Here is an 18341-nt window from a genome sequence, read left to right as displayed (position 1 = left end):
GTCAGCGGGTCCTGGCGGCCAGAGGTCCTTGTACAGGACCCAGCCCCGTCCGGGATAGCCACCCGCTGCCAGTCAGAGACCCAGGTCGCTCAAGCCCGGGTGGTCATCCGGCCGCCGGCCCTGGGGCCAGAGAAACAGCCGCTCGGTTTCGCTGATCGGCAGGTCGTTGATGCTGGCGTGACGCTCGGCCATCAGGCCCTGGTCGTCGAACTGCCAGTTCTCGTTGCCATAGGAGCGATACCACTGGCCGTTTTCGTCCTGCCATTCGTAGGCGAAGCGCACGGCGATGCGCGCCCCGTCATGGGCCCAGAGCTCCTTGATCAGCCGGTACTCCTGCTCGCGCTGCCACTTGCGGGTGAGAAAGGCCTCGATGGCGGCCCGCCCCTGGAGGAATTCGGAACGGTTACGCCAGCGGCTGTCGGCGGTATAGGCCAGCGCCACCTTGGCCGGATCGCGGCTGTTCCAGCCGTCTTCGGCGGCGCGGACCTTCTGCCGGGCGGATTCCAGGGTGAAAGGCGGTACGGGGGGACGGGCAGCGCTCATGGGACACTCCTAGGCAGGGGAGGCCCCAGTGTCCGGGTGGCGTGTCATCGTCGCAAGGTCGATCGCCCCACGGATCTGGCCAACTCGCTCAGACTTCCACCAGCCGATAGTGCAGGCCACGCACCACCGCCTCCACCCGATTGCGCGCACCCAATTTACGGGCGGCGGAATTGAGGTGCAGGTTGACCGTGGCAGTGGAGCGATGGAGCGTCGCGGCGATGCGCTTGGCGGTCAGCCCCTTGGCTGAATACTGGAGGCATTCGCGCTCCCGTGGCGTCAGGCGGATCTGGCCGCAGCATCGCTCGGCGGGCGCGAGCAGTTCATCGGCGCGGGCCTGGAAGGCATGGGCCAGCACCAGGAAGGCACTCAGGCAGGCTTCGCCGGTGGCCTCGGCATCGCGGGCATCGGCATCGAGGATGCCGGTCAGGGTGGCGAAGGCGCCGCCGGGAAGGTGCAGCGGCACTGTTACCCCGGTGGCGAGGCCACTGTCGCGCACATAGCAGGTGACCGGCCGATGACTGTCACCCAGGTACTCGCGAAGCGCGCTGCGGGTTTCGCTGCGAAACGACCAGACGAAGGGCGCCGCGCGGCGGCTGGCGCACTGTTGCACGGGATCGATCTGGTAGTAGCCGCGCTCGCACCAGAAGGCCTGCATGTCCGCCGGGGTGTTGCGCACCTTGAACACCGACGGCGTGATGAGTACCCCGTCATGACTGAGCGGAACCGGTGCGTAGTCGTAGATCAGCGCCTTGCAGCCCAGACGCTCGGCGGCGTCCTGGACGGTATCCAGACAGGCGTCGAGCGTGGGCAACCCGGCGAGTCGGCTACTGACGGCGAACAGATCGGCATGCATCTTGAAGCTCCTCCCTGGATCACGATAGGGAACGCGAAGCAAAGGCTCTGCCAGTCATCGCGGATTTCCTGCAAACCTAGCACTTTTGTGGATGGGGCCGTCGCCGCCCCTGGCCTAGAGTCGAGTCTACCCCCGCCCCTTCGAGGAAGCCCCCATGACTCAGCACGCTCCGTCCGGCGACAGCGCCGACCTCGCTCGCTTCGGCTACACCCAGGAGCTCAAGCGCCAGCTCGGGCTGAAGGACCTGCTGATCTACGGTCTGGTGTTCATGGTGCCCATCGCACCCTTTTCCATCTTTGGCGGAGTATTCGACGCCAGCCACGGCATGGTGCCCCTCACCTACCTGATCGGCTTCGTCGCCATGCTGTTCACCGCCGTCAGCTATCAGCAGATGTCGCGCGCCTTTCCGGTGGCCGGCTCGGTCTATGCCTACGTCGGTCGTGGCCTGCATCCGGCGCTGGGCTTTCTCGCGGGCTGGGCCATTCTGCTCGACTACCTGCTGGTGCCCACCCTGCTCTATGTGATCGGCGCCAACGCCATGGCCAATGTCATCCCGGCGATTCCCCAGCCGCTGTGGATCGTTTTCTTCGTCGCCCTCAACACCCTGGTCAATCTGCGCGGCATCGAGACCACCGCCCGCGCCAACCGCCTGTTCCTCTATGGCCAGCTGGCAGTGCTGCTGGTGTTCGTGGTGCTGGCCTCGCTGGCCATCAGCCGTGGGGTCAACGGCGCCGAATGGACCATGAAGCCGCTGTACAACCCCGAGGAGTTCTCCCTGCCGCTGATCTTCAGTGCCCTGTCGGTGGCGGTGCTGTCCTTCCTCGGCTTCGATGCCATCTCCACCCTGTCGGAGGAGACCCGTGGCGGCAGCCGCGTGGTGGGCCGCGCCACCCTGCTGGCCCTGGCCTTGGTGGCCGTGCTGTTCATGGTGCAGACCTGGCTGGCCGCCCTGCTGCAACCCAACCTGGTCCAGTACCCTGACGCCGATGCCTCCAACAACGCCTTCTACGAGATCGGTCGGCTGATCGCCGGGCCCTGGCTGCAGGTGGTGATCGCCCTGGCGGTAGCCATCGGTTCCGCCATCGCCAATGCCCTGGTGGCCCAGGCCGCCACCTCCCGGCTGCTGTTCGCCATGGCCCGTGACCGCCAACTGCCGCAGTTCCTGCGCCAGATCCATCCGGTGACCCGAGTGCCCCAACGCGCCATCCTGCTGGTGGCAGCGCTGAGCCTGGGACTGGGCCTGTTCTTTGTCGGTCAGATCAATCTGCTGGCCTCCATGTGCAACTTCGGTGCGCTGACCGCCTTCCTGCTCCTGCATGTGGCAGTGGCCTGGCACCACCGCGGCGCCGGGCGCCCGCTGCTGCATGGCCTGGTCCCGCTGCTCGGCTTCATCGTGCTGGCCTATGTGCTGTTCAACGCCGACGTCTACGCCAAGGTCGGCGGCAGCTGCTGGATGCTGCTGGGACTGGCCGTGCTGGCCTTCCTCACGCTCAGCGGCCGGACCACGGAATTCAAGGCCAACGACGCCGTCCACTAAGCATCACCTGCCCGCGGAGGCTTCAGATGATCAAGACCCTGCACAGTCAGCACTGCCACTGCGGCTGGGATCACAGCCTCACTCCGGCGCTGGAGGTCGCCCCGGGCGAGACAGTGAGCTTCGCCTGCCGCGATGCGGCGGATGGCCACTTCCATGCCCACTCCAGCGCCGCCGATATCGCCACCCTGCCCTTCGAACGGGTAAACCCGGTCTGCGGCCCCCTATGGATCGAAGGTGCCGAACCGGGCGACGTCCTCAAGGTGACGCTGGACAGCTTCACCCCCAGCGGCTTTGGCTGGACGGCCAACATCCCCGGCTTCGGCCTGCTCGCCGATCAGTTTCCCGCGCCGGTGCTGCAGCTCTGGCACTACGACAGCTCAGGCCAGGTGCCCGCCGCCTTCGGCGAGCTGGCGCGGGTCCCGCTCAAGCCCTTCGCCGGCACCCTCGGAGTGGCCCCGGCTGCGCCGGGTCTGCATTCGGTAGTACCGCCACGACGGGTGGGCGGCAATCTGGACATCCGCGACCTGGCCGCCGGCACCAGCCTCTACCTGCCGGTGGAGGTGACGGGGGCGCTGTTTTCCATTGGCGACACCCATGCCGCCCAGGGCGATGGCGAAGTCTGCGGCACCGCCATCGAGACGGCCATGGCGGTCACCGCCACCTTCGAACTGATCAAGCAGCAACCGCTGGCCATGCCGCGCTTCAGTACTCCCGGCCCGGTGACCCGCCACCTCGACGGTGCCGGTTACGAGGTGTTCACCGGGGTCGGACCCGACCTCATGGCGGCCGCCCGCCAGGCCGTGAGCGGCGCCATCGAGTGGCTCGGGCGCAGCCGCAACCTGCCGGCGGAGCAGGCCTATCTGCTCTGTTCAGTGTGTGGCGACCTACGCATCAGCGAGATCGTCGACGTGCCCAACTGGGTGGTCAGCTTCTATTTTCCGCGGATCGTGTTCGAATAGCCGGCGCCGAACGGTCTGGCGTCCGCCGCGGCAGCGTCCCCCACAGCGAGGCGATGACGATCAGCAGGCCGCCCAGCCAACCCCAGAGGCCCAGGCGCTCATCCAGCCAGAAGCTGGCGAACAGCGCGCCGAACAGAGGTTCGGCGCCCATCAGCAGGGCGACGCGGGTGGCGCTGGCGCGGCCCAGGGCGTAGTTCTGAGCGAGAAAGGCGCCCAGGGTGCAGAACAGCACCAGATAGCCGGTGGCGAGCCAGAAGCCCGGCTGCAGGGGCAGCGGCGCCAGGCCCGGGCCCAGGGCGAACAGCAGTAGGCAGGCCAGGCCCACCACGCCGGTCTGCACGGCGGTCAGGGCCAGGGCCGGCACCGGAGCGGTGGCGCGACTCAGCCGGCGGCGCACCACGCAGACGTTGATCGCCCGCAACACGGCTGCCAGCAGGATCAGACCGTCGCCCAGGTTGAAGCTCAGGGTCACCCCGCGGGTCAGCAGGCCGGCGCCCACCACCGCCAGGCCCGCAGCGCCCAGGGCGCGGGCCTCGGGTCGCTGGCCGAGCAGCCACCACTCGGCAAAGGGCGTCAGGGCCACGCAGAGGCTGATGAGAAAGGCGGCATTGCTGGCGCTGGTCAGGGCCACGCCAAAGATCTCGCTGAGAAAGATCGCCAGCAGCAGCAGGCCGGTCGGCACCCCCGGTCGCCAGGCCCGCCGGCCCGCGCCCCTCAGGGTGGGCGCCAGCAGTAGTGCGGTGAGACAGAAGCGCAGCGCCAGGTAGCCAAGCACCGGATAGAGCATCACGGCGTCCTTGACCACGGCGTAGCTGGTGCCCCAGACCAGGGCGGTGGCGAGCAGCAGGCCTTCGGCGAGGCCGAAGGTGGGGCGTTGCGTCATGACAGCGTCTCCGTACATTCGGCTGCCAGTGTGCACGCTGGCAGTGATCACTATAAGCCAGTCGCCACGCATAGCTCTTGTTCCCCCAGGGAAGCAATGCCAGCATTTCCGACCCCATTGCTTCCTGCGGATATCGGCATGGATCTCCTGCGCGCTCTTCCCCTGTTGCCCTGCATGGTCGCCTTCGCCAAGGTGGTGGAGACCGGCAGCTTCACCGCCGCCGCCCGGCTGCTGGACGCTACGCCTTCGGCGGTCAGTCGCCAGGTCGCGCGGCTGGAGCGGGAGCTGGGGGTACGCCTGCTGCAGCGCACCACCCGCCAGCTGCGGCTGAGCGAGGCCGGGCGCGAGGTGCTTGGCCACTGCCGCCAGCTGCTGACCGCCGCCGGCGCGGCGCTGGACAGTGGCCTGCAGCACCGCGAGGAGCCCCGCGGCCAGGTCCGCCTGGCGATGCCCAAGGCGGTCGGCTACCGGCTGATCGCCCCACTGCTGCCGGACTTCTTCCAGCGCTATCCGGATGTGGATCTGCAACTGCGCCTGGACGACCGCCCGCTGGACCCCATCGCCGACGACCAGGATCTGCTGGTGCGCATCACCGAACAGCCCCCCGCCGGCTTTGTCGCCCGACCGCTGCGCGAGATGGACTTTGTGCTCTGCGCCAGCCCCACCTATCTCCGGCGCCACGGCCTGCCGCAGCAGCCCCAGGCGCTGGCCGAACACGAGTGTCTCTACCTGGGGGAAACCCCGGGCGACCAGCGCTGGCAACTGCGCCGTGGCGACCGGGTGGAAAGCGTGACGGTGCGCGGCCGCCTGGCCTGCAACCACAGCGGCGTGCGCCTGGAGGCCACCCTCGCCGACCTCGGCATCGCCTGCCTGCCGGCCTTCGCGGCCGAGGCCGCCCTGACCGAAGGCCGGCTGCTGCGGGTGCTGCCCGACTGGCAATACCTCGGTCCCTACCAGGGCACCGCCTGGCTGCTCTACCCGCCGGATCGCCAGCTGCCGGCAGCGGTACGGGTATTGGTGGATTTTCTGGTGGAGCGGCTCAAGCCTGCGGCGGCTTCAGGCTAATACGGCCACCGACTTCAACTGCGCCCAGACCTGGCTGCCCGGCTGCAGCGACAGGCGTTCCAGCGAGTAGCGGGTGATCCGCGCCAGTAGCGCCGTACCACCCAGGTCCAGGCGCAAGAGCACCTGGGCGGGCGAGCGGGTCGGGGCGATCTCCGCGACGGTCGCGGGCAGCACATTGAGGATGCTGCTGTGCTGGCGCTCCAGGCTCAGGCTGACATCTCGCGCCAGCACCTTGATGCGCAGCGCCTGACCAGGCGGCAGCGGCGCATGGGCGAGCAGCACGCGCTGCTCGCCCGGCAGGCCCAGACTGAGCAGGCCGTAGTCCGGATCATGGCCCAGTACCCGCCCCTCCAGCACCACCCCGGCGTCCTCGGCCAGGGCGATGGGCAGGTCGAGGCGCGCCAGCACCGCGCTGGTCGGCCCGCTGGCCAATACCCGCCCCTGTTCCAGCAGCACCAGGTGATCGGCCAGCCGCGCCACCTCGTCGGGGGCATGGCTGACGTAGAGGATCGGCAGCGCCAGCTCCCGGGTCAGGCGCTCCAGGTAGGGCAGGATCTCGGCCTTGCGCTCGGCGTCCAGCGCCGCCAGGGGTTCATCCATCAGCAGGAGACGCGGACTGGTCAGCAGCGCCCGGGCGATGCCGACCCGCTGGCGCTCGCCACCGGAAAGGCGTGCCGGCATTCGGGTCAGAAGCCCCGCGATGCCCAGTAGCTCGACGACCTGTTCCAGTGCCAGGCGCCGCTCGCCCGGCGCGACCCGCTTCCAGCCGAACAGCAGGTTGCGACGCACGTCCAGGTGCTCGAACAGATTGGCATCCTGGAAGACATAACCCAGGGCACGCCGGTGCGGCGGCAGGAACAGCCCGCGCTCGCTGTCCTGCCAGGTCTCGCCGGCCACCACCAGGCGCCCGCAGGCGCCATGTTCCAGGCCGGCCACGCACCTCAGGCAGGAGGTCTTGCCCGAGCCCGAAGGCCCGAACAGCGCGGTGACGCCGCTACCAGGCAGCGCGAGGTCCACATCCAGGGCGAAGCCAGGGTGCGAGAGTTCGAATCTCGCCGTCAGACTCATGTCCACGCCGACCGCCCGCGGCGCCCATAGAGCAACAGGAGGATCACGAAGGAGAAGACCAGCATGCCGCCGGCCAGGAGATGCGCCTGGGGATATTCCATGGCTTCCACATGATTGAAGATCTGGGTGGAGACGACCTGGGTGCGCCCGGGCACGTTGCCGCCGATCATCAGCACCACGCCGAATTCGCCCACGGTATGGGCGAAGCCGAGGATGGCGGCGGTGATGAAGCCCGGCCGCGCCAACGGCAGGACGACATGGAAGAAGGTGTCCAGGGGACTGGCTCTCAAGGTGGCCGCCGCCTCCAGGGGGCGCGGACCGATGGCCTCGAAGGCGTTCTGCAGCGGCTGCACCACGAAGGGCAACGAATAGAACAGCGAGCCCATTACCAGCCCAGCGAAGGTGAAGGGCAGCCGCCCCAGGCCCAGCGCTTCGGTGAGCTGCCCGACCCAGCCTTCCGGCCCCATGGCCAGCAGCAGATAGAAGCCGATCACCGTGGGGGGCAACACCAGCGGCAAGGCCACCAGGGCGCCGAGGGGGCCCTTGAGCCAGGACCGAGTACGCGCCAGCCACCAGGCGAGGGGCGTGCCCAGCACCAGCAGCAGCAGCGTGGTCACGCTGGCCAGCTCCAGGGTCAGGCGGATCGCCGCCCAGTCCGCCGCGGTCAGGGTCATGGGATCACTGCCGGTAGCCGTAGGCCTTGAGTACCGCGGCCGCCTGAGGCCCCTTGAGATAGGCCAGCAGCGCCTTGGCGGCTGCCTGGTCCTTGCCCTTTTCCAGCAGCACCGCGTCCTGGCGAATCGGCTCGTAGAGCGCGGCCGGCACGATCCAGGCCGAGCCCTCCTTCACCTGGCCGTCCTGATAGATCTGCGACAGGGCGACGAAGCCGAGCTCGGCATTGCCGGTGGCGACGAACTGGTAGGCCTGGGTGATGTTCTGGCCTTCGACCCGCTTGGCCGCGACCGCCTCGGTCAGCCCCAGCTTGGCCAGGGTCTGGGTGGCAGCCAGGCCATAGGGCGCGGTCTTGGGATTGGCCACGGCCAGGTGGCTGAAGGTGTTCTGCTTGAGTACCGCGCCCTCCCCGTCCACATAGCCCGCCTTGGGCGACCAGAGCGCGAGGGTGCCGATGGCATAGGTGAAGCGTGACCCCTTGACCGCCGCACCTTCGGCTTCCAGCTTGGCCGGGGTGCTGTCGTCGGCGGACAGGAAGACCGCGAAGGGCGCGCCGTTTTTGATCTGGGTATAGAGCTGGCCAGTGGCGCCGCTGGAGATCAGCAGGTGGTGGCCGGTGTCCTGGGTGAATCTTTCGCCGATGGCCTTGAGCGGCGCGCTGAAATTGGCGGCCACGGCCACCTGGACCTCGTCGGCCAGGACGGGGGTAGCCAGGGCGCCGGCGACCAGGGCCAGCAGCAGGCGGGAGCGAGTAGCGATCATCGGGCTTCTCTCCATCAGGGGGTCGGCGGGAGGCTGGCGGCGCTGAAAACAACGTTCAGGCCTTCCGCAGCAACGAGACAAAAGAAAACGCCGCTGGGTTTCCCCAGCGGCGTTTCGGCGGACGCTTACGCCAGCTTCTTGTACTTGACCCGCTTGGGCTGGGCCGCGGCCTCACCCAGGCGCTTCTTGCGATCGGCTTCGTACTCGGTGTAGTTGCCTTCGAAGAACACCACGTTGGAGTCGTCCTCGTAGGAGAGGATGTGGGTGGCGATGCGGTCGAGGAACCAGCGGTCGTGGGAGATCACGATGGCCGCGCCGGGGAAGTCCAGCAGGGCGTCTTCCAGGGCGCGCAGGGTTTCCACGTCCAGGTCGTTGGAGGGTTCGTCCAGCAGCAGCACGTTGCCGCCCTGCTTGAGGGTCAGCGCCAGGTGCAGGCGCCCGCGCTCACCGCCGGAGAGGTCCTTGACGAACTTCTGCTGGTCGGCGCCCTTGAAGTTGAAGCGGCCGACGTAGCTGCGCGAAGGCACCTCGTAGTTGCCGATCTTGATCACGTCGGAGCCGTCGGAGACCTGCTCCCAGACGGTCTTGGTGTCGGACAGGTTCTCGCGACTCTGGTCGACACTGGCCAGCTGCACGGTGTCGCCGATCTCGATGGTGCCCGAGTCCGGCTGCTCCTTGCCCATGATCATGCGGAACAGGGTCGACTTGCCGGCGCCGTTGCCGCCGATCACGCCGACGATGGCGCCCTTGGGCACCACGAAGCTCAGGTCGTCGATCAGCAGGCGATCGCCATAGCCCTTGCTGACGTTCTTGAACTCGATGACCTTGTCGCCCAGCCGCTGGCCGGCAGGGATGTAGATCTCGTTGGTCTCGCTGCGCTTCTGGAATTCCTGGGACTGCATTTCCTCGAAGCGCTGCAGACGGGCCTTGGACTTGGACTGGCGGGCCTTGGCGCCGGAGCGCACCCATTCCAGTTCGGCCTTCATCGCCTTGGCGTGGGCCGCCTCCTGCTTGGCTTCCTGGGTCAGGCGCGCGGCCTTGGATTCCAGCCAGCCGGAGTAATTGCCCTCGAAGGGGATGCCCTGGCCACGGTCCAGCTCCAGGATCCAGCCGGCGACATTGTCGAGGAAGTAGCGGTCGTGGGTGATGGCCACCACGGTGCCGGGGAAGTCGTGCAGGAAGTGCTCCAGCCAGGCCACCGAGTCGGCGTCCAGGTGGTTGGTGGGTTCGTCCAGCAGCAGCATGTCGGGGGCCGACAGCAGCAGGCGGCACAGCGCCACGCGGCGCTTCTCGCCACCGGAGAGCACGCCGACCTTGGCGTCCCACGCCGGCAGGCGCAGGGCATCGGCGGCGACTTCCAGCTGACGATCCAGGTTATGGCCATCGGCGGCCTGGAGGATGGCCTCCAGCTTGGCCTGCTCGGCGGCCAGGGCGTCGAAGTCGGCGTCCGGCTCGGCGTAGGCGGCATAGACCTCGTCCAGACGGGCCTGGGCCTGCTTGATCTGGCCGACCGCTTCCTCGACTACGTCACGAACCGTCTGCTCGGGATCAAGTTTCGGCTCCTGCGGCAGATAACCCACATTGATACCGGCCATCGGACGCGCTTCACCTTCGATCTCGGTATCGACGCCGGCCATGATGCGCAGCAGCGTCGACTTGCCCGCACCGTTCAGACCGAGCACGCCGATCTTGGCGCCGGGAAAGAACGACAGGGAGATGTTCTTGAGGATTTCACGCTTGGGCGGCACGACCTTGCCGACCCGATGCATGGTGTAGACGTATTGAGCCATGAGGGAACCTTGGGACCGGAATGAAAAACAGGGGACACAGTATGGCGTCAGCGGCGAACGCTGTCGAAACCCCGGGCGACGAAAGCGCACGCGGTAGACACCTGGAAAAAACCGGCGGAGAGACCGTCCGGCCTCTTATCATAGGCCATCCCTGCCCCGCGGAACCGGGCGCAGTCGAATGGCCATCGCCTCTGCAGGAACGCAGTCCGTCGTGAACAGCCCGCCCTCCACGCTGCCGGAAGAGCCGGTAGCCCCCTCCTCGCGACGCCTGACCCGCGGCCTGCTGATCCTGTCGCTGGTGGCCATGCTCGCGCTGATGTTCTGGCAGGCCTTCGCCAGCATGGCCGAGCGTCAAGCCCTGCGCCGCGAACAGCTGGAAGGCCTGACCCGGCAACTGGCCAACACCCTCGAATTCGGCCTGGCGCTCAAGGCCCAGGCGGTGCGCAGCACCCTGCGCTGGTCGCTGGACCCCACCCTGCCGCTGGCACCCAATCTGCTGCTCAGCCTCAAGGATTTCTTTCCCGGTCTGCAGCAGGTGCGCTGGTTGCCGGCCAATGCCGCCTTGCGCACCGCGCGGCTGGACGACTCCGCGGATGCCGCCTTCATCCAGCAGTTGATCGCACGCAGCGGCCAGGCTGACTTCAGCTATGGCTACAACGCCGCGGCTACCACCGCACCCCTCTATGTCCTGCTGGCTGGCGATCCGGAGTTGCAGCAGGGCTGGTGGGTGCTGACCAGCGCCCCGCGCCTCGAACCGCTCTGGCGGTCGACCCGCGTGCCCACGGGCCTCGACTGGCGCCTGGAGGATCGCACCCGTGGCACCCTGCTGTTCCACAGTGGCGCGACCGCCGCCACCGCCGGCGAGGTGATCCAGCCGCTGGCCTACAGCGATTGGCAGGTGGTGGGCGCCTATCCCGCCGAGACGCCGTCGGAGTCGCTGCTGGAGGCCTCCTCTGGCCGGCTGCTGCTGTTCAGCCTGTCCGGCCTGGTGACCGCCATCCTGATCTACCTGCTCCTGCGCGAAGAGCAGGGTCTGCGGGCCCTGACCCTGGCCTCGCGACGCAGTCTGCGCCTGGCGAGCACCGCACTGAACGGTATCGAGGAATTCGTCTGCATGACCCAGGCCGACGGTCGCCTGGTCTATGTCAACGCCACCGCCGCCCGCCTGCTGGGCATCGCTGCGGACGACGCTCAGCAATATTTCCTCGCCAGTCTGCTCCCCCAGCTGGTTGCCCTGACGCCGGCCGAGCGGGACGGCGGCGCCCTCATCACGCTCCGGGTGGCGAGCCAGCCGCGTCGCTTCGCGGTCAGCTGTCATGCCCTGGCGGACAGCCAGTCCAGCGTGCGCGTCCTGCGCGACCGCACCCAGACCCAGGACGGCTTCGTCTGGGTGCTGCGCGACGTCACCGAACAGCAGCGCAACCTGGAAACCATCCAGACCACCCGCCAGCGCTACGAGAACATCTTCAACGGGGTGCACACCGGCATCTGCGTGGTGGACCTGAGCGCCGTGCAGCCCTGCATGACCGCCCTGGGCCTGGAGCGGCCCGAACAACTGGCGGAGCTGTTCGCCCGCCAGCCCGAGGCGCTGGATGCCCTGGGTCGCCAGGTGCGCATCACCGAGATCAACCAGCGCGCCCTGGAAATGCTCGGCATCGACCACCTCGACCAGGCCTGGGACCGGCTGGTGGGCGAGTCCCGTGTCCAGGTCGGCGGCAAGCGCTACCGCCTGCTGGCCGGCCTGCTCTCCGGCCAGCAGGTGCTGGAACTGGAGACCCGCATCAGCACCGCCGAAGGCGAGCGCCATCTCTGGCTGAGCATGCACCTGCCGGCCGATCCCCAGCACCTCGACGCCACCCTGCTCAGCCTCAACGACATCACCCAGCGCAAGCTCGGCGAATTGCGCCTGCTCGAACGCGACGCCTTCTGGTCCAACCTGATCAGCGCCATTCCCGACACCCTCTATACCTATGACGTGACCAGCGGCGAACTCACCTACGAGAGCCATTCGCTGGCGCGCAAGCTCGGCTATCCGCCGGAAGCCTTCGTCAGCTTCGGCCCTGCGCGCCTGCACCCGGACGACGTCGAACTGCATGCCCGGGTGGTGAGCATGCGGCCCACGCTCTCCGATCGCCCCTGCAGCAGCCTCTTGCGCTGGCAGCACCGCAACGGTGGCTGGCGCTGGTTCGACGTGCGCGAGCAGCGTCTCGCCAGCCGCCCGGACGGCACCGCTGCCAGCGTGGTCGGGTTGGCCCTGGACGTCACCGACATGGTGCGCGCCAGCGATCGCCTGCGCGACAGCGAGAATCGCTACCGCCAGTTGGCGGAAAGCATCAGCGACGTCATCTTCACCACCGACGCCCAGCTGGTGCTCAACTACCTCAGCCCCTCGGTCGAGGAGCTGCTCGGCTATCCGCTCGCCGAGTTGCAACAGCGTACCCTGGCCGAGCTGGTGGTCCACTCGCGTCAGCTGCAGGAGGTCCGCCGGACCCTGCAGCGGCTGCTGCGCAGCCTGGACGACCCCCGCGCCCTGGCCGAACTGCGCCGCGAGCGCTTCGCGCCGCTGGTGCTCGACTGCCTGCACGCCCAGGGTCATACCCTGCAGATCGAGCTGCGCCTCAAGCCGCTGTGGGACGACCACGAGCGCTTCGCCGGCCTGCTCGGCATCTGCCGCGACATCTCCGCCCAGCGTCGTACGGACAAGGACATGCGCATGGCGGCCACGGTGTTCGATCACTCGGCCGGCGCCATCCTGGTCACCGACCCGGCCGGCTACATCGTGCGGGTCAACCGCACCTTCACCCGCATCACCGGCTTCAGCCCCGAAGAGGTGTTCGACCAGCAGCCGATGATGCTCTGCGCCGACAAGCAGGAGGCCAACCAGCTGCAACACGTGATGCAGCAACTGCGCACCGAGGAGAGCTGGGAAGGCGAACTCTGGCAGCGCCGCCAGGACAACGAGCCCTATCCCTCCTGGGTCGGCATCACCGCCATCCGCGACGACGACGGCGACCTGATGAGCTACGTCTGCTTCTTCGTCGACATCAGCGAACGCAAGGCCAGCGAAAGGCGTATCCACCGCCTGGCCTACTACGACGCCCTGACCCTGCTGCCCAACCGCACCCTGTTCCAGGACCGCCTGCACAACGCCCTGCAGCAGAGCCGCCACAACGAGAGTTGGGTGGTGCTGATGTTCCTCGACCTGGATCGCTTCAAGCCGATCAACGACAGCCTCGGCCACGCCGCCGGCGACCGCCTGCTCAAGGAAGTGGCCATGCGCCTGACCGCCTGCGTTGGCACCGAGGACAGCGTGGCGCGCATGGGCGGCGACGAATTCACCCTGCTGCTGTCGGGCCTGGAGACCCGCGAAACGGCCCTCGCCCAGGCGATCCGTGTCGGCGAGCAGATCCTCGCCCAGCTGTCCGAGGCCTTCATTCTCGAAGGCCGCGAATTCTTCGTTTCCGCCAGCATCGGCATCGCCCTGTCGCCCCAGGACGGGCAGGAACTCAGCCAGCTGATGAAGAACGCCGACACCGCCATGTACCACGCCAAGGAGATGGGCAAGAACAACTTCCAGTTCTACCAGGCCGAGATGAACGCCCGCGCCCTGGAGCGCCTGGAACTGGAGGCCGACCTGCGCCACGCCCTGTTGCAGGGCGAATTCCGCCTGCACTACCAGCCGCAGTATCGCTGCGATACCCGCCGCCTGACCGGAGTCGAGGCCCTGTTGCGCTGGGAGCACCCGGTGCGCGGCAACGTTCCGCCAACGGAATTCATTCCGGTGCTGGAAGAGATCGGCCTGGTGGTCCAGGTAGGTGACTGGGTGATCCGCGAGGCCTGCCGGCAGATGCGCGAGTGGCACGCGGCCAAGGTGCGTATCCCCAAGGTCTCGGTGAACCTGTCCGCCCGCCAGTTTGGCGACGGCCAGCTCGGCCAGCGCATCGCCCAGATCCTCGCCGAGACCGGCCTGGCGCCGGCCTGCCTGGAACTGGAGCTGACCGAAAGCATCCTGATGCGCGACGTCGGCGAAGCCCTGCAGCTGCTCGGCGAACTCAAGGGGCTGGGGCTGTGCATCGCGGTGGACGACTTCGGTACCGGCTACTCGTCGCTCAACTACCTCAAGCAGTTCCCCATCGACATCCTCAAGATCGATCGCAGCTTCGTCGACGGCCTGCCCCATGGCGAGCAGGACGCCCAGATCGCCCGCGCCATCATCGCCATGGCCCACAGCCTCAATCTCTCGGTGATCGCCGAGGGGGTGGAGGAAACCGCGCAGCTGGATTTCCTCTGCACCCATGGTTGCGACGAGGTCCAGGGCTACCTGTTCGATCGTCCGCTGCCGCCGGAGCAGTTGCGCCAGCGCCTGGAGCACCAGGGTCTGTTCCCCGTCCTGACATGAGACCGATAGCGGCGCTGCATGACCGGCGCTCATACCTCTGAGTTCCCGCGATGGGGTAGAATGTTGCCCCTCACGAGCCCGACCGGGCTCGCTCTTCGCCATGCCTCAGGGGACCCTGCCGCCATGTTCAGCCGTGAAACCACCCTCGCCCGCTTCGACGCCGACCTGTATGCCGCCATGCAGCAGGAAGCCCAGCGTCAGGAAGATCACATCGAGCTGATCGCTTCGGAAAACTACACCAGCCCGGCGGTCATGGAAGCCCAGGGTTCGGTGCTCACCAACAAGTACGCCGAAGGCTATCCCCACAAGCGCTACTACGGCGGTTGCGAATACGTCGACGTGGTCGAGCAACTGGCCATCGACCGCGCCAAGCAGCTGTTCGGCGCCGACTACGCCAACGTCCAGCCGCACTCCGGTTCCCAGGCCAACTCGGCCGTGTACCTGGCGCTAATCGAAGCCGGTGACACCATCCTCGGCATGAGCCTGGCTCACGGCGGCCACCTGACCCACGGCGCCACCGTGTCCTCTTCCGGCAAACTGTACAACGCCGTGCAGTACGGCATCGACGAGCAAGGCCTGATCGACTACGCCGAGGTCGAGCGCCTGGCCCAGGAGCACAAGCCCAAGGTCATCGTCGCCGGCTACTCCGCCTACTCCCAGGTGCTGGACTTCGCCCGCTTTCGCGCCATCGCCGATGCCGTGGGTGCCTACCTGTTCGTCGACATGGCCCACTTCGCCGGCCTGGTCGCCGCCGGTGTCTACCCCAACCCGGTGCCCTTCGCCGACGTGGTCACCAGCACCACCCACAAGACCCTGCGCGGCCCGCGCGGCGGCCTGATCCTGGCCAAGGCCAACGAAGCCATCGAGAAGAAGCTCAACTCGGCGGTCTTCCCCGGCGCCCAGGGCGGTCCGCTGATGCACGTCATCGCCGGCAAGGCGGTCTGCTTCAAGGAAGCCCTGCAGCCCGAGTTCAAGACCTACCAGCAGCAGGTGATCAAGAACGCCCAGGCCATGGCCAGCGTCTTCATCGAGCGCGGCTTCGACGTGGTCTCCGGTGGCACCGACAACCACCTGTTCCTGCTCAGCCTGATCAAGCAGGAAATCACCGGCAAGGACGCGGACGCCGCCCTGGGTCGCGCCTTCATCACCGTGAACAAGAACTCGGTGCCGAACGATCCGCGCTCGCCCTTCGTCACCTCCGGTCTGCGTATCGGCACCCCGGCCGTCACCACCCGTGGCTTCCAGGAAGCCGAGTGCCGTGAACTGGCCGGCTGGATCTGCGACATCCTCGGCAACATGGGCGACGAGTCGGTGATCGACGCCGTGCGCGAGAAGGTCAAGGCCGTCTGCGCCCGCCTGCCGGTGTACGGCAAGTAAGATGCACGCCTCCTCTCTCCCCCGGGGAGAGGAGGCGTGAGGGAAAACCCAAAGAACGAGCCCCGACCAATCGGCCGGGGCTCGTTGCACTTCCAGGAAGATCGTCAAGGCAGCCAAGCCTGTTCTTGCCGCAGGCCGGAAGACCCCGGAAACGAAAAACCCCGGCCAGTGCCGGGGTTTTTCGTTGTCAGGCGACAATCAGGCCTTAAAGGACCTGCAGATCGCCCAGCCCATCCAGATAGCGCTCGGCGTCCAGGGCGGCCATGCAGCCGGCACCGGCCGAGGTGATGGCCTGGCGGTAGGTGTGGTCGGCCACGTCACCGGCGGCGAACACACCCGGCACGTTGGTGGCGGTGGCATTGGCCTCGCGACCGCCCTTCACCACCAGGTAGCCATCGTGGCTGTCCAGCTGGCCTTCGAACAGCGCGGTATTGGGCGTATGGCCGATGGCGACGAACAGACCGGCCACCTGCAGCTCCTCGGTGCTGCCGTCGTTGTTCTTCAGGCGCACACCGGTGACGCCCATGTTGTCACCCAACACTTCGTCGACGCTGGCGTTGAGCTTGAGCGCCATCTTGCCTTCGGCGACCCGGGCGCGCAGCTTGTCCTGCAGGATCTTCTCGGCGCGGAAGGTCTCGCGGCGGTGGATCAGGGTGACCTTGCTGGCGATGTTGGCCAGGTACAGCGCTTCCTCGACCGCGGTGTTGCCGCCACCGACCACCGCCACCTCGCGATTGCGATAGAAGAAGCCGTCGCAGGTGGCGCAGGCGGACACGCCCTTGCCCATGAAGGCCTCTTCGCTGGCCAGACCCAGGTAGCGGGCGCTGGCGCCGGTGGCGATGATCAGGGCATCGCAGGTGTAGGTGGCACTGTCACCCTTGAGGGTGTAGGGCTTGCCACCGAAGTCCACGGCATTGATATGGTCGAAGACGATCTCGGTCTCGAAGCGCTCGGCGTGCTCGCGCATCCGCTCCATCAGTGCCGGACCGGTCAGGTCATGGGGATCGCCAGGCCAGTTGTCGACCTCGGTGGTGGTGGTCAGCTGGCCGCCCATCTGCATACCGGTGATCAGCAGCGGCTTGAGGTTGGCACGAGCGGCGTAGACCGCGGCCGTGTAACCGGCGGGACCGGAACCAAGGATGATGAGACGCGAATGGCGCGTGGTGCTGGCTTCAGACATGACATTCTCCCTGCCGGGGTCTCCGGCAGACCAAAGAGTAAAGTGGCCCGTGCGCCGCTGGGGCGCACCGGCCGGTGTTCGTGCGGAGCCGTTCCGCAGCGCTCATCGCTCCTGGCGAGGGCGCGACCGGTGTCGACGGGCGGACACCGGGTCCAAGGATGGGCTCAGCCTAACGGGCATGGCCCATCCATAGAAGCGAGCATTCTAAATCCAGACCATAGGGCGCGCCTATGTCGACCGCTTCGCCAATGGCGCCCTGAGGTAAGCTGTGCCTTCCCGCCACTCGTCAGGAATGTTCATGGCTGTCGCTCCCCTGTCCGGCTCCGCCTACTTCGCCGAAGGCCTGCGCCTGGTGACCCGCCCCGGCATGCGCCGCTTCGTGGTCATCCCGCTCACCATCAATCTGCTGCTCTACGCCGCCATCCTCACCTTCGCCGTACGGGGCTTCGAGGGCTGGCTGGACCAACTGATGCCAAGCCTGCCCGCCTGGGCCGGCTTCGTCGAATGGCTGCTCTGGCCGCTGTTCGTGCTCTTGCTGCTGGCGATCATCTTCTTCACCTTCACGATGCTGGCCAATCTGGTGGCGGCGCCCTTCAACGGCTTTCTCGCGGAAAAGGTCGAGGTGCTGGTGCGCGGGCAGGATGATTTCCCATCCTTCAATCTCACCGAGCTGGTCACCATGGTGCCGCGCACCTTGCAGCGTGAAGTGCGCAAGCTGGGCTACTACCTGCCACGCGCCCTGGGGCTGCTGGTGCTGACCTTCATCCCGGGCGTCAACCTGATCGCCGCGCCGCTGTGGATCCTGTTCGGCGTCTGGATGATGGCGGTGCAGTACATCGACTTCCCCGCCGACAACCACAAGCTGGATTTCCGCAGCATGCTCGCCTGGCTGCGTACCCGCCGCCTGCGCTGCCTGGGCTTTGGCGGCGTGACCTACCTGGCGCTGCTGGTGCCCGGCCTGAACGCCCTGTTCATGCCGGCCGCCGTGGCCGGGGCGACGCTGTTCTGGGTGCGTGAAGGGGGCGACAAGGCATTGGTGGTGCGCTCTTGATCGCCCGGATCGTTGGGCTTCGGCGATAAGGCCACCTCAGCCCAACCTACGGCTATCCTCCACGTAGGTTGGGTTGAGCGCAGCGAAGCCCAACACCCCCAACTCCCGATTGTTGGGCTTCGGCGATAAGGCCACCTCAGCCCAACCTACGGCTATCCTCCACGTAGGTTGGGTTGAGCGCAGCGAAGCCCAACACTCCCAA

Annotated in this window: 14 protein-coding genes; 6 read left to right on the top strand and 8 right to left on the bottom strand. The window is 67.4% G+C overall.

Features of this window, described 5'->3' with window-relative positions:
* Positions 1–72: 72 nt before the first annotated feature.
* Both APT59_RS03620 and APT59_RS03615 read right to left on the bottom strand, forming a co-directional pair.
* Positions 73–543: a DUF1348 family protein gene (locus tag APT59_RS03620; RefSeq protein WP_059313593.1), complete on the bottom strand. Its 471-nt coding sequence runs from the start codon at positions 541–543 to the stop codon at positions 73–75.
* An 88-nt stretch (positions 544–631) separates the two neighbouring features.
* Positions 632–1396: a LuxR family transcriptional regulator gene (locus tag APT59_RS03615; protein ID WP_059313592.1), complete on the bottom strand. Its 765-nt coding sequence runs from the start codon at positions 1394–1396 to the stop codon at positions 632–634.
* 154 nt (positions 1397–1550) lie between these two features.
* On the opposite strand from APT59_RS03615, the gene APT59_RS03610 reads away from it, so the two are divergent.
* Complete coding sequence (locus tag APT59_RS03610; RefSeq protein WP_059313591.1) at positions 1551–2933, top strand: APC family permease; 1383 nt, start codon at positions 1551–1553, stop codon at positions 2931–2933.
* Between the two features lie 26 nt (positions 2934–2959).
* Positions 2960–3892, top strand: coding sequence for an acetamidase/formamidase family protein (locus APT59_RS03605; protein ID WP_059313590.1), 933 nt, complete (start codon positions 2960–2962; stop codon positions 3890–3892).
* On the opposite strand, the gene APT59_RS03600 is transcribed toward APT59_RS03605, so the two are convergent.
* Entirely contained in the window at positions 3858–4775 is a 918-nt protein-coding gene (locus APT59_RS03600) for a DMT family transporter (RefSeq protein ID WP_059313589.1), read from the bottom strand. The two genes, APT59_RS03605 and APT59_RS03600, sit on opposite strands and share 35 nt — an antisense overlap.
* Positions 4776–4913: 138 nt before the next feature.
* On the opposite strand from APT59_RS03600, the gene APT59_RS03595 reads away from it, so the two are divergent.
* Positions 4914–5840 carry a LysR family transcriptional regulator gene (locus APT59_RS03595; RefSeq protein ID WP_059313588.1) on the top strand — a complete coding sequence of 309 codons (927 nt, stop codon included), beginning with the start codon at positions 4914–4916 and terminating at the stop codon, positions 5838–5840.
* Here the strand turns inward: APT59_RS03595 and modC are convergent.
* The 4 genes from modC to ettA form a co-directional block, all read right to left on the bottom strand.
* Complete coding sequence (modC, locus tag APT59_RS03590) at positions 5832–6908, bottom strand: molybdenum ABC transporter ATP-binding protein (RefSeq protein ID WP_059313587.1); 1077 nt, start codon at positions 6906–6908, stop codon at positions 5832–5834. The two genes, APT59_RS03595 and modC, sit on opposite strands and share 9 nt — an antisense overlap.
* Positions 6905–7582, bottom strand: a complete 678-nt coding sequence (gene modB / locus APT59_RS03585; RefSeq protein WP_059313586.1) for a molybdate ABC transporter permease subunit — start codon at positions 7580–7582, stop codon at positions 6905–6907. The genes modC and modB overlap by 4 nt, the downstream gene beginning before the upstream one ends.
* A gap of 4 nt (positions 7583–7586) precedes the next feature.
* Positions 7587–8342, bottom strand: coding sequence for a molybdate ABC transporter substrate-binding protein (modA, locus tag APT59_RS03580; protein ID WP_059313585.1), 756 nt, complete (start codon positions 8340–8342; stop codon positions 7587–7589).
* 125 nt (positions 8343–8467) lie between these two features.
* Positions 8468–10132 carry an energy-dependent translational throttle protein EttA gene (gene ettA / locus APT59_RS03575; protein ID WP_059313584.1) on the bottom strand — a complete coding sequence of 555 codons (1665 nt, stop codon included), beginning with the start codon at positions 10130–10132 and terminating at the stop codon, positions 8468–8470.
* Between the two features lie 211 nt (positions 10133–10343).
* Between ettA and APT59_RS03570 the strand changes: the two genes are divergently transcribed.
* Positions 10344–14531: an EAL and GGDEF domain-containing protein gene (locus APT59_RS03570; protein ID WP_059313583.1), complete on the top strand. Its 4188-nt coding sequence runs from the start codon at positions 10344–10346 to the stop codon at positions 14529–14531.
* A 123-nt stretch (positions 14532–14654) separates the two neighbouring features.
* Positions 14655–15908 carry a serine hydroxymethyltransferase gene (glyA, locus tag APT59_RS03565; RefSeq protein WP_017639070.1) on the top strand — a complete coding sequence of 418 codons (1254 nt, stop codon included), beginning with the start codon at positions 14655–14657 and terminating at the stop codon, positions 15906–15908.
* A 205-nt stretch (positions 15909–16113) separates the two neighbouring features.
* Here glyA and trxB read toward each other — a convergent pair whose 3' ends face one another.
* Positions 16114–17088 carry a thioredoxin-disulfide reductase gene (gene trxB / locus APT59_RS03560; protein ID WP_059313582.1) on the bottom strand — a complete coding sequence of 325 codons (975 nt, stop codon included), beginning with the start codon at positions 17086–17088 and terminating at the stop codon, positions 16114–16116.
* A 298-nt stretch (positions 17089–17386) separates the two neighbouring features.
* On the opposite strand from trxB, the gene cysZ reads away from it, so the two are divergent.
* Positions 17387–18139 carry a sulfate transporter CysZ gene (gene cysZ / locus APT59_RS03555; RefSeq protein ID WP_059313581.1) on the top strand — a complete coding sequence of 251 codons (753 nt, stop codon included), beginning with the start codon at positions 17387–17389 and terminating at the stop codon, positions 18137–18139.
* Positions 18140–18341: the final 202 nt, after the last annotated feature.

Origin of the sequence: Pseudomonas oryzihabitans (assembly GCF_001518815.1) — a bacterium.
GTDB classification, from domain to species: Bacteria; Pseudomonadota; Gammaproteobacteria; order Pseudomonadales; family Pseudomonadaceae; genus Chryseomonas; species Chryseomonas oryzihabitans_E.
This window is presented reverse-complemented; position numbering and strand designations above follow the sequence as displayed.

Bases quoted from the DNA above. Each gene is read 5' to 3' on its own strand.
- APT59_RS03620 (WP_059313593.1), bottom strand. From the start codon at position 543: ATGAGCGCTGCCCGTCCCCCCGTACCGCCTTTCACCCTGGAATCCGCC.
- APT59_RS03615 (WP_059313592.1), bottom strand. From the start codon at position 1,396: ATGCATGCCGATCTGTTCGCCGTCAGTAGCCGACTCGCCGGGTTGCCC.
- APT59_RS03610 (WP_059313591.1), top strand. From the start codon at position 1,551: ATGACTCAGCACGCTCCGTCCGGCGACAGCGCCGACCTCGCTCGCTTC.
- APT59_RS03605 (WP_059313590.1), top strand. From the start codon at position 2,960: ATGATCAAGACCCTGCACAGTCAGCACTGCCACTGCGGCTGGGATCAC.
- APT59_RS03600 (WP_059313589.1), bottom strand. From the start codon at position 4,775: ATGACGCAACGCCCCACCTTCGGCCTCGCCGAAGGCCTGCTGCTCGCC.
- APT59_RS03595 (WP_059313588.1), top strand. From the start codon at position 4,914: ATGGATCTCCTGCGCGCTCTTCCCCTGTTGCCCTGCATGGTCGCCTTC.
- modC (WP_059313587.1), bottom strand. From the start codon at position 6,908: ATGAGTCTGACGGCGAGATTCGAACTCTCGCACCCTGGCTTCGCCCTG.
- modB (WP_059313586.1), bottom strand. From the start codon at position 7,582: ATGACCCTGACCGCGGCGGACTGGGCGGCGATCCGCCTGACCCTGGAG.
- modA (WP_059313585.1), bottom strand. From the start codon at position 8,342: ATGATCGCTACTCGCTCCCGCCTGCTGCTGGCCCTGGTCGCCGGCGCC.
- ettA (WP_059313584.1), bottom strand. From the start codon at position 10,132: ATGGCTCAATACGTCTACACCATGCATCGGGTCGGCAAGGTCGTGCCG.
- glyA (WP_017639070.1), top strand. From the start codon at position 14,655: ATGTTCAGCCGTGAAACCACCCTCGCCCGCTTCGACGCCGACCTGTAT.
- trxB (WP_059313582.1), bottom strand. From the start codon at position 17,088: ATGTCTGAAGCCAGCACCACGCGCCATTCGCGTCTCATCATCCTTGGT.
- cysZ (WP_059313581.1), top strand. From the start codon at position 17,387: ATGGCTGTCGCTCCCCTGTCCGGCTCCGCCTACTTCGCCGAAGGCCTG.